This is a genomic window from Acidimicrobiia bacterium, assembly GCA_016650365.1.
Lineage (GTDB): Bacteria > Actinomycetota > Acidimicrobiia > Spongiisociales > JAENVV01 > JAENVV01.
On sequence record JAENVV010000054.1, the window covers coordinates 1 to 11,522 of the forward strand.

Annotated in this window: 10 protein-coding genes; all 10 read right to left on the reverse strand. The window is 59.5% G+C overall.

The features are described 5' to 3' along the window. Positions 1-16 precede the first annotated feature (16 nt). Positions 17-550, reverse strand: coding sequence for a thymidine kinase (locus JJE47_03430; GenBank protein MBK5266461.1), 534 nt, complete (start codon positions 548-550; stop codon positions 17-19). A 57-nt stretch (positions 551-607) separates the two neighbouring features. Further along, positions 608-1,756, reverse strand: a complete 1,149-nt coding sequence (gene rodA / locus JJE47_03435; protein MBK5266462.1) for a rod shape-determining protein RodA — start codon at positions 1,754-1,756, stop codon at positions 608-610. After that, positions 1,756-3,645 carry a hypothetical protein gene (locus tag JJE47_03440; GenBank protein ID MBK5266463.1) on the reverse strand — a complete coding sequence of 630 codons (1,890 nt, stop codon included), beginning with the start codon at positions 3,643-3,645 and terminating at the stop codon, positions 1,756-1,758. Before JJE47_03440 ends, rodA begins: the two co-directional genes overlap by 1 nt. Then, positions 3,642-4,139: a rod shape-determining protein MreD gene (gene mreD, locus JJE47_03445; GenBank protein MBK5266464.1), complete on the reverse strand. Its 498-nt coding sequence runs from the start codon at positions 4,137-4,139 to the stop codon at positions 3,642-3,644. The genes JJE47_03440 and mreD overlap by 4 nt, the downstream gene beginning before the upstream one ends. Further along, the gene (locus JJE47_03450) at positions 4,136-4,996 is read right to left on the reverse strand and encodes a rod shape-determining protein MreC (GenBank protein ID MBK5266465.1); all 861 of its coding nucleotides are present in this window, start codon (positions 4,994-4,996) and stop codon (positions 4,136-4,138) included. Before JJE47_03450 ends, mreD begins: the two co-directional genes overlap by 4 nt. Positions 4,997-5,041: 45 nt before the next feature. After that, positions 5,042-6,073, reverse strand: coding sequence for a rod shape-determining protein (locus JJE47_03455; protein ID MBK5266466.1), 1,032 nt, complete (start codon positions 6,071-6,073; stop codon positions 5,042-5,044). A 47-nt stretch (positions 6,074-6,120) separates the two neighbouring features. Beyond that, entirely contained in the window at positions 6,121-6,528 is a 408-nt protein-coding gene (ndk, locus tag JJE47_03460; GenBank protein MBK5266467.1) for a nucleoside-diphosphate kinase, read from the reverse strand. A 97-nt stretch (positions 6,529-6,625) separates the two neighbouring features. After that, on the reverse strand, positions 6,626-7,912 hold the full coding sequence (locus tag JJE47_03465; GenBank protein MBK5266468.1) for a bifunctional folylpolyglutamate synthase/dihydrofolate synthase: 1,287 nt from the start codon (positions 7,910-7,912) through the stop codon (positions 6,626-6,628). Continuing rightward, positions 7,909-10,512 carry a valine--tRNA ligase gene (locus JJE47_03470; protein MBK5266469.1) on the reverse strand — a complete coding sequence of 868 codons (2,604 nt, stop codon included), beginning with the start codon at positions 10,510-10,512 and terminating at the stop codon, positions 7,909-7,911. The genes JJE47_03465 and JJE47_03470 overlap by 4 nt, the downstream gene beginning before the upstream one ends. 86 nt (positions 10,513-10,598) lie before the next feature. Next, on the reverse strand, positions 10,599-11,456 hold the full coding sequence (locus JJE47_03475; GenBank protein MBK5266470.1) for an LPXTG cell wall anchor domain-containing protein: 858 nt from the start codon (positions 11,454-11,456) through the stop codon (positions 10,599-10,601). Between the last annotated feature and the right edge of the window lie 66 nt (positions 11,457-11,522).

Here is an 11,522-nt window from a genome sequence, read left to right on the forward strand (position 1 = left end):
CCGGACGGTTCGGCTCTTACATTTCCAGGCGGGTCTGTTCCGGTTCCGCGGGGTCATAACAGAGTCGGCATCGAGCTTCGTACGAATCGGTTGCGCCCAGGACCACCAGTTCATCGCTGTCGACGATTCTCTGGGTAAACGCCGCCGGCGCCCCACACCGATGGCACACCGCCAGCATCTTCGTAACGTACTCGGATCGGGCGGCCAGCCGGGGAATCGGATCAAACGGGCGCCCGAGGTAATCGAGGTCAAGGCCCGCCACAATGACCTGTTTGCCGGCCACCGCCAGGGCTTCGCACACCGCCACGAGACCCTCGTCAAAAAATTGGCCTTCATCGACGCCGATGACGATGGTCTCTTTGTTTACCGCCCGCAACAGGGCAGCCGATGAGTCAACTGGTTGAGCATCGACCCGCAGGCTCGAGTGGGAGGTGACCTGACTCAGCGAATAGCGAGTGTCAAGACCCGGCTTGAACGTCTGAACGGGAATTCGGGCGATCATGGAGCGGGTCACCCTCCGGATCAACTCTTCGCTTTTGCCAGAGAACATGGGACCGCATACGACCTCCACCCACCCTCGTTCGCCTCTCCGTTCCACCCGATCTCCTTAAGACTTGCTTCGCGCCGGTTTCAGATCCCGGTGCCGCCACACCGAGTGTGCCACACCGAGGGCCATGCACATAGCCAGCATGGACGAACCCCCGGCGCTCATAAACGGTAGCGGGAGCCCGGTGACGGGCATCACGGCCAGGGTCATGCCGACATTGACAATGACATGAAAAACGAACAGCCCGGCGACTCCGACGGCAATCAGAGAGCCAAATCGATCAGATGCTGCGGTCGCAATACGGAGCAAACGCAGGATTATCAGCGCATAGGCAAAGAGAACGAGGGCTCCCCCGATGAAGCCCAATTGCTCACCAACCGCGGTGAAGATGAAGTCGGTTTCCTGCTCAGGCACAAACGATCGTTCGGTGAGCGCTCCGTTGAAGAGTCCGCGACCGAAGAGTTGACCTGATCCGATCGTCGTGAGGGAGTTGAGAACGTTATACCCGGACCCGAGCTTGTCGGCAGCTGGATCGAGAAAGCTCGTGAGCCTGGCAAGTTGATAATCCAACAGCAACTCGTATTTGAAGATGATCCAGACGCCAAGTCCGGCGAGCGAAAAGAGGCCGGACAGCTGCCAGATAGTCGCCCCGGCCGCGAATAGGACAACGATCGTGACAAATCCGAAGGCCAGAGCCGTGCCAAGGTCTGGCTGGAGGACGATGAGGGCTCCGGGAAGCGCCAGCATCAACAGGGCCGCCCCAAGCCGGCGCCACGTCAAGTCTTCGTCGTCGAACGTGCCGGCAAGCACGGCGGCCAGCAGCAGGATGACGGACAGTTTGGCAAACTCCGATGGCTGAAGGTTGAACCCGCCAGGAAGTGACAACCATCGGTTGGTACCGGCGACCTTCGCCTGGGCGAACACGATCGTAAGCATGAAGATCGTTACCGCATATACCACCGGAGAGAACAGGCGGAACTCCCGGTAGTCCATCCAGGACAACAGGAGAAACAGGCCAAGGCCGATACCGGCAAAGACGACCTGGCGTTCCATCAAACGAGAGCCATCAAGATCCCGACTGGCCGAATACACCATCAAGATACCGAATGAAATGAGCAAGATCATCGACAGCAGGAGCAGAATATCGATGGGCGTTGACTTGGCCCCCTCCTGTTCGGAAGAAGTTTTCGATTCCATGAACAGGGCCATTAGAACCCTGCTCCGATCGGGTCGACGGTCTCGCCGAACAGGTACTGGAAGATTTGCCTGGCCACCGGGGCGGCTGACGTACCGCCACCACCACCGTCTTCAAGCACCACAGCGATCACCCACTCGGGGTCGGCAATAGGAGCCATGCCGACAAACCACGCCGTATTCGGATGCCCGGCCCGCTGGGCCGTACCGGTCTTTCCGCCAACGAGAAATCGGTTCTCCATCGAACGGAACGCACTGAACGCGGTGCCCGACTCAGGGCCGATGGTCCGGGTCAAGTCCTCCCGGATGAGGTTCTCGAACTCCTCTGACCATTCGATCTGGTTACGGATACCGCTCTGGAGGTCTGTGATGGTCCCATCACTGCCAATGATTTGATCGACCACCGTCGGTTCCCAAACGGTACCGCCATTGACGAGCGCCGCATATCCGACCGCCATTTGGAGCGGCGTCGCCAGGGTTTCGCCCTGACCGATCGCCACGTTCATGAGGTCGCCGCCGACCCATAGGTTCCCATTCTTGCGAGTCTCCGAAATCAAGCCGGGTGATTCGACAAGCCACTGTTCGAAGAGTTCGCGGTCCGGCACCCGACCGGCCCGTTCGCCCCAAAGGTCGATCCCGGTCAGCGAACCGAGGCCGACGCTCCGGGCATACCGCTGCAAGATGTTCTCTTTGTCCGTCCCCTGATACTTCCCCCAAATGGCCAAAGCCACTTCCCAGAAGTAGATGTTGCACGACTCGCCGAGCGCAGTGTGCAAGTCCACGGTCCCGTGTCCAGGGTCGGTGAATCGTTTCTGGGATCCGTCGTCAAGCCCGTTGGCTGTCAGCACGCCTGTGCACTCAATCGATCCGTCCGGTGTCTGCCTGCTGGCCGAATCCGGGTATATGCCTTCCTCAATGGCCGTCGCATACACGAACGCCTTCATGGTCGAACCGGGTGGATACAAACCCTGAATGGCGAGGTTGTTGAACGCCTGCGAGTCCCGGAGGGTTTCATATTCTGTCTGGGTCAAGCCAATAACGAACTGTGCCGGGTCAAAAGTCGGAAAAGAAGCCATGGCCTTGATCTCTCCGGTTTTTGCGTTGAGAACGACGACCGCCCCACGTTGCGGGTCGGTGTCCTTCAGGGTCTTGGCCCATTCAATGCCAGCCGCCAGCGCGTTTTCGACGGTCATCTGTAAACCCGCGTCAAGGGTCATCTGGACCGTGCCGCCCTGTTTGGCCGGTACCGTCCTTCGTTCGCCATATGGGGTCCCGTCGGGAAGCACCTGGTAGAACTCGGCGCCTGGTGCACCCTGGAGGTATTTGTCGTAGCTTCCCTCTACGCCAAGCTTGCCTACGGTCCCATTCGGATCCAGCTCACTATTGGCCCCCAGGTCCTCTTTGGAAACCCGTCCGATATGGCCAACCACATGGGCCATGAACGCTCCCTGTGGATATACCCGTTGGGGGACGTTGCGAATGGAGACACCGGGAAAGCGACTTTTGTTGGTCATTATGAAATAGGCGACTTCGGGCGTCACGCCATCAACGGTGAACGTGGAGCCCGAACCGGCCAACGCGAACAACTCGGCGATCTCGGCCGGGTCCCTGGCCAGGACTCCGGCCAGTTCCTGGATGACGCTTGGCTCGATGTCCGATGGAATTTGCGAGCGGGTTACCACCACCCCCGGCACTTGAACAGAGGTGGCCAGGACCTCTCCATTGGCGTCAACGATGTCACCCCGGGCCGCGGTGCTCTGTGACTCGGACCATTCGAGCGACTGGGACTTCTGGACGTGTTCAGGGCCTTCGGCAATCTGCACGACCCACAACCGGGTGACCAGGGCACCGAACATAAGTGCGAACACCGTTGCGAGGGCGGCGACCCGGATCTCCAACCTCATAGGAGCACTTTCTCCTTGACCATCACCCTTTTGATCAACGGACCGACGGCTATCGACAGCACCCCGTTGAAAAGCGGAAAGAGCACGAACGTCTGTACCACGCTGATACCTCTCAGGCTTCCCTGTCCGAACAGAGTACCCACCATGGTGAACAACACGACACCGGCAAACGAGAGGACGACCACCGCGATGGCGGCCGACAAGTGAGAGCCCTCCGAACTGGTGGCCAGCCGTACGGCTCCGTACGCCAGGATGGTGAAAACCATGGCCCTGAGTCCAATGGGAGTCGTGCCGTTGAGGTCGTAGAGTACGCCGCCGGTGAACCCGAGTAGCAGTGCAGGTTCCGGATCGAGCCATCTGGCCGAGACGAGAACGACGACCATGACGATATCGGCCACCACGCCAAGATCGTCGAGGCGACTGAACAGGGTCGTCTGGACGATCACGGCCAGGGCCACCAAAGCGAGACCCCAGACAATCGATCTGGCGTTCACGGAGTGTCCCCACCATCGGGCGGAAGCGTGGTGGTGGTCGTGGTGTTGTCCGTACCTGTCACGATGGGTGCACCACCATATTGCACCACGATCACAACGCTCAGGGTTCGACCATCGGCCAGCGGGGCAACGTCGTCCGTCTCGATCCCTCCCCCGTTCGTCCTGGCATCGTTCGTGAGTTGACCAACGACCAAACCAGCCGGGATTCCCGCCTCGGTCCCGCTCGTCCGCAACACCTCGCCTGAGCCAATGTCAAAAGGGGTATCGAAAATCGTCAGCCGTAGCTTGTCAGCTGTTCCCAAACCTTCGACCACGCCCAGCTCACCGGCCTGCGTCAGGACCTGAATCCCCGAAAGAGGATCGGTGATGAGACGAATAATCGCCGAATTTGGAAGCGCTTCTGTGACTACCCCGATCAATACCTGATTCTCATCCACCACCGGATTCCCGACCACGACACCCTGCTCAAGACCTTGATTGATCGTCAGCCCCAGATCTAGCGGACCGGTTCCCCCTCGCACCTCCGCAACGATCTGTGGGAAGTCGCCTGCCGGTAGGTTCATGAGCCGTTCGAGCAGCTCCACCCGCTCTGTCAACGAGTCGGCCTCAGCCGCCGCCAGACGAGCTTGATTGAGTTCCTCACGGAGTCGCCGGTTCTCTTCGCGAAGCGAGCCGAGATTGGCCAGTCCATCAACGAAGTCGACAATCGGGTCGACCACCGCACGAGACGCATCCTGAAGAGGGGCCGTCAGCGATTGAGCTCCGGTGCGGAGGGTTGCCGTCAAACCAGAGTTCTGACTGCGGACATCAAATGTCATGAGAAGAAAGGACGCAACCAGCAGAATGGTAAGCAGCATTGTTGGGTTGCTGCGGTGGCCCCTATCCATTTGCGGCAATCACCATCAGGCCCGACTGGAACTCGCCAATACTCCCTGAAGTACGTCGAACTCTTCCAAACACTTGCCCGATCCCAACACGACGGATTGCAGCGGGCGATCGGCCGTGACCATAGCCATCCCGGTCTCATAGGCGAGACGCTCATCAAGGCCACGGAGCAATGCCCCTCCCCCGGTGAGCACGATGCCTCGCTCAATAATGTCAGATGCAAGTTCTGGAGGAGTCTTGTCGAGAGTGTACTTGACCGCATCGACAAACGCAGCAACAGGTTCTTCGATGGCCTCGCGGATCTCAGGACTTGAAAGAACAACGGTTTTGGGCAGCCCGGTCACGAGGTCCCGGCCACGTACTTCTGCCGACGGTTCGTCGGCGTATGGATAGGCGGATCCGATGGCCATTTTGAGCTGCTCGGCGGTCCGCTCACCAAGTAGCAGGTTGTATTCCTTCTTTACCCAATCAATGACGGCTTCATCGAGCTCGTCACCCCCCACCCTGATCGAACGAGAAACGACGATTCCACCAAGGGATATCACAGCTACTTCGGTGGTTCCGCCGCCGATATCAACCACCATCGATCCTGCCGGCTCGTGAATCGGCAGGCCCGAACCAATCGCAGCAGCCATCGGTTCTTCAATCGTGTAGGCCCGGCGAGCACCGGCATGGTACGCAGCCTCTTCCACCGCCCGTCGTTCGACCGGGGTGATGCCCGAGGGGACACAAATCACAATCCGGGGGCGGGCCCATTTACGGCGATGAACCTTCTGGATGAAGTACCGAAGCATCTTTTCGGTGATATCGAAATCGGCAATCACGCCATCACGAAGAGGGCGCACTGCCCGAATATGTGAGGGGGTACGTCCGATCATACGTTTGGCTTCCATCCCAACGGCAAGGGCGCGTTGCGTCTGGGTGTTGATCGCCACTACCGACGGTTCGTTCAAAACGATTCCTTGCCCGCGCACATAGACGAGGGTGTTGGCAGTACCGAGATCGATTGCCATGTCTTGGCCCGCAAAGGCAAAGAGGGAATCAGCCACAATGGCCCCTTAAACCGGTTGTTCGGAGCTTAGTCGGCACACGGCTTCTAAGCAGTAAAGAACAGTGCCAGCTCACGGGCTGCCGACTCCGGACTGTCGGATCCGTGGACGATATTCTCGGTAACCACCGTTGCCAGGTCTCCCCGGATAGAACCAGGGTCGGCGTCCATCGGATTGGTGGCACCCATCAGCGTACGGCAAAGAGCGATGGCGTTTTCGCCGCTCCATTCCATCGCGACGACCGGGCCGCTCGTGATGAAGGCTATGAGTTCGCCAAAAAAGGGCCGTTCAACGTGCTCCGCATAGTGGCGTTCGGCCATCTCCGCAGGAATCGTCAACATACGCATCTTCTCAAGAGTGAGCCCTTTTTGCTCAAGGCGACCTACCACTTCGCCGACCAATCGACGAGCGACGCCGTCAGGCTTGACCATGATGAATGTGTTTTCTACTGCCATGAGCTATGTCCTGCTGTGATCGATGTTTGCGAAGATCATACGGACCGCGACCTGAATTGCCCAATGGAGCGTGAACGCCGCCACCCTGAGTGAGAATTCAACCGAGCCTGGAGCGAATCTCACCGGCGAGATAGAGCGAGCCCAACACCAGGATCGCTCCGTACTCCCCGGTTTGTTGCCGGGCGAGGTCGAGTGCCTCGGCCGTCGACGACGTCGAGTCCACCGGACAGTCAATAGCCGCCCGGACCAGGTCGGCCAGAACAACCGGATCCGCCGCCCGCTCGTGGTCAACCGCAGTGGTGATTACATGGCTGGCAAACGACCCGAGCGGTACCACCATCGAGGCGACATCTTTGTCTCCCATGGCCCCGAATATGACCACCCAGTCCCGCGGCCCGAACGCGTCGAGCGCCGCCGCCGCCGCTTCCATGCCCTCCGGGTTATGGGCCCCATCGATCACGATCAACGGTTCGACAGATACCGTTTCAAGACGACCGGGAACGGTCAGGCCCGCCAGGCCTTCCTCGACGGCGTCAATCACCAGTGCCCGCTCGAAGAAGGCCTCCACAGCGCCGATGGCGACCGTCAGGTTCGTCAATTGATGCTCGCCGTGCACCGGTAGGAATAGGTCGGGGTAGCTGGCAAAGGCGCCTTCGATCGTGACCAACCAGCCACCAACCGCCGGTGCAAACTCGCCAATATTCAGATCAATCCCGAACGTGACGCGCCGAACGTCCTTATCAGAACAGTGCGCCACGACCACCGCCCGTGCTTCAGCAGGCAGCGGTCCTTCGATCAGGACGGCGCCGGGACGGGTAATGCCCACCTTCTCCGAAGCAATCTCGCCAAACGTCTCGCCGAGAACGTCCGTGTGTTCGAGGGAGATTCCGGTGATGACGGCTACGTCGGCGTCAGCGACGTTCGTGGCGTCGAGTCGGCCGCCCATGCCGACTTCAACGACGGCGACATCGACTGCCTGGGCGGCAAAGAACGCGTACGCCAGGACGGTAGTTACCTCGAAATAGGTCAAACTGTCACCGGTTCGTGCCTTGTAGAGATCGGCAAACACGGCAACATCGGCGACAGCTTGCACAAAATCATCCGCCGCAGCGGGATCATTGTCCATCCCGAAACGCTCCTCGATGCGTTCGAGATGCGGCGATGTGAACGTGCCAACCCGCAACCCGTGGGCGGTGAGCATCGCGCTGATCATCCGGGTTGTCGAGGTTTTACCGTTGCTACCCGTTACCAGCACCACCGGATAGTCCCGGTGCGGATTGCCCATCATGTCAAGGACTTCGGCCGTACGGCTCAGGCCGGGGCGGATGCCTTGCCCGATATGGCTGTCGAGGTAGGCCACCGCCTCGTCATAGGTTTCGATCATTGGCCAAGTTCTTCGAGTTGCGTTGTGAGCTTCTCAATCATCGCCCGGGCCTCGTCCGCCTTGGCTTGTTCTTTGGCAACGACATCGTCGGGCGCCTTGGCGAGAAAACCCTGGTTCGAAAGCTTCTTGGAAGCGTTTATCAACTCGGCCTCGGCTGCACCCATGGTTTTGCGAATCCTGGCCACCTCGGCACCGACATCGATGAGCCCTACGAGAGCAATAAAGCCTTGCACCGAACCCGCCAACAAGCGAGTGTGGCCGGCCCCCTGCGGCTCGGAAATCGGGTGCAATGCAACGTTGACGAGAGACAAGAACTGACTAGCCCACCACTCATCGACAACGCCGTCGGGATCGAGGACGAGAAGATCGATCGGTTGTTTGAGCGAAATCTGATGTCCTGATCGAAAGCGGCGAACCGCCGACACCAACTCCATGAGCACCTCCACATGGAGCGGGGTGGCAACGTACGGAACAATCGGCCAATCCGCCCCCGCCAAGAGTCCGTCGTCGACCAACTCGGACCACAACTCCTCAGTCAGATACGGAATGGCTGGATGGAACAACTTCAAAATGTCCCGTACAACCGCCCCGAGGGTGGCTTGGGTTTCTGCTCGGAGAGTCGCATCTTTGAACAACGGTTTCGACATTTCCAGATACCAGTCGAAGACCTCTGACCAGGTAAACGAGTACAGCAAGCTGAGGGCATCAGCGAGACGGTATTCATCACAGAGTTCGTCGTATCGGCCGACCACGTCGGCCAGGCGGGCCAGCACCCAGCGGTTCACGGGGTGGGTGGGTGTGGGGTACCCGTCTGAGGGCACCTTTTCGTCAAGGTTCATCAACGCAAAGGCGGTGGCATTCCACAATTTGTTGCCAAACTTGCGGGCGGCCCGCACCCATTCCTCATCAAGAGGAACATCCTGGCCGGGCGAGGCCGCTTGGAGCAGAGCTAGACGTAGGGCATCGGCACCATGTTCGGCGATGACGTCCATCGGGTCGATGGCGTTTCCGACGGACTTGGACATTTTGGCTCCGTCGGCAGTTCGCACCAGGCCATGGATAATGATGTCCGGGAATGGCACCTCGCCCATGAAGTGAATGCCCATCTTGAGCATGCGAGCTACCCAGAAGTAGATGATGTCAAAACCCGTGATCATGACCGAGTTGGGGTAGAAGCGCTCCAGGTCGTTGGTCTGCTCTGGCCACCCCAGGGTGCTGAACGGCCACAAGGCGGACGAAAACCACGTGTCAAGGACGTCCTCGTCTTGAGTCAGCTTCGAGCTTCCACACGCCTCGCAGGAGGTTGGATCCTGCCGGGCGACGATCGTGTGATCGCAGTCGTCGCAGTACCAGGCGGGAATTCGGTGGCCCCACCAGATCTGGCGGGACACACACCAGTCGCGCAGGTTCTCCATCCAGTGGAAATAGCTGTTTTCCCATCGTTGGGGGATAAAACGGCTCTCACCGTTGCGGACCGCATCGATGGCGGGACGGGCCAGGGGTCCGACCCGCACAAACCACTGCAATGACAGAATCGGCTCGATGATCGTATGGCACCGGTAGCAGTGACCGACCGGGTGGGTTCGATCCTCAACCAGAACAAGCGCTCCAAGCTTGTCGAGAGCCCGTTTGACGGCAGCCCGCGCCGCGAAGCGGTCCAAACCAGCGAATGACCCTCCGGACTCGTTGACGACTGCGTGGCGATCGAAGATGGTGATCGAGTCAAGACCGTGCCGTTGACCGATCTCGAAATCGGTCGGGTCGTGAGCAGGTGTGACTTTGACGGCGCCGGTTCCAAAGTCCATTTCGACCGCGTCATCGGCCACGACGGGAATCTCACGGCCGACGAGCGGAAGGGTCAAGGTCTTGCCTATCGCATCCCGATATCGATCGTCGTCTGGATGGACGGCCACGCCGGTATCACCGAGCATCGTCTCGGCGCGTGTGGTGGCCACTGTGATGGACCCGCTGCCATCGGTGAAGGGGTAGGCAATGTGGACCAATTCCCCGGATTCATCCTCGAACTCGACCTCGATCTCGGCGAGGGCCGTCCCACAGCGAGGACACCAGTTGATGATCCGATTGCCGCGGTACATCAGATCTTCCTCGTAGAGTCGCACGAAGACCTCTCGAACGGCCACGGACAGGCCGTCATCCATCGTGAAACGCTCCCGACTCCAGTCACACGAGTCGCCGAGTCGACGCATTTGCTTGGTAATCGTCCCACCGGATTGGCGTTTCCAGGTCCATACCTGCTCGATGAACGATTCCCGACCGAGGTCATGGCGGTTGAGACCTTCGTCTGCCAGTTGCCGCTCGACAATGTTCTGCGTGGCGATGCCGGCATGGTCCGTTCCGGGAATCCAGACCGCCGCATAGCCCTGCATCCGCTTGCGGCGGAGAATCATGTCATGGATCGAATGGTTCAACGCGTGCCCGAGGTGCAGCACCCCGGTCACGTTGGGAGGCGGGATCACCACCACAAACGGCTCACCGTCCGGCCGGAACTCGGGTTTGAAAATTCCGGCCTGTTCCCACACGTCATACCAGCGTGCTTCGGTGATATTTGGGTCGTATGTCGATTCCATCGCTAGCTCCATACAGGTGAACCCCGGAGGATACTCCGGGGTTCACCTGTCTTTGTCGTTCTATTTGTGTGGGTGCGAACCAGTTGGTTCAGCCTTGGTCAGCGACGTCCGCCCCGAAGTTCAGGCCGTCCTAAACGATGCCTTCCCATGGCGGTACCCACCTCGACGGTCTCGTCATCCTTTCGGACGGCCAGCAATATGCCTGCCCCCGCCAGGATCAACGCCAGTGCCAGTACCGCCGTCTGCCCGTCATCAAAACCCGTCGCCGGCAGGGTTGTCTGAATTCCCAGCACCTTGGTGTCGCTGGCAACCGACGGCTTCTCGGGTGTCTTGACGACCGGTGTGTCCGGTGTATTCACCACGGGAACGTCGGGAGTGGTAACCACCGGCGTCTCAGGGGTTTTGACGTCCGATAGAACTACGGGTACGCAAGCGTCCGTAGCGAAGGTGCCCTCTGCGTTTCCGACAACTTTGTACGGTTCGGCGACTATGACCGTCCAGGTGTGATCTCCCGGACCAACGTTGACCGTCTGTCCATCGAAAGTCAGCTGGATGGTCCCATCGACCACAATGATCGCCCCACCATCGGGACTAATCGAAGCCGTAACACCGGTCAGAGACTGCTCATCGCTCCATACACAGTCGGCAGGCAGAACACTTACGGTCACCTCGACAATCTCGGCTTCAGGTGCACATCCCTCTACGACGAACTCTCCCGAGTCCGGACCTTCGAGCTCGAACGCTGCATCGATGGATTCGGCAGTCCAGGTGTAGGTGCCTGGCGGAAGTTCAATCTCGGTCTTCTGGGACAAAACGATCGTCCCGGTAGGCCCGTCGATCGTCATCTCGACCTTGCCACTCGTATTCACGCCGTCATGGCGGAACGAGAAGCTCACATTGGTCAGCGACTCTCCGTCACGGTAATCACACGAACCCTGCACGATCCTGACAACCACCGGGGCTAATTCTGGCCCAGGCGGGCACTCACCCACCACAAACTCGCCGGAATCAGGTCCTTCGAG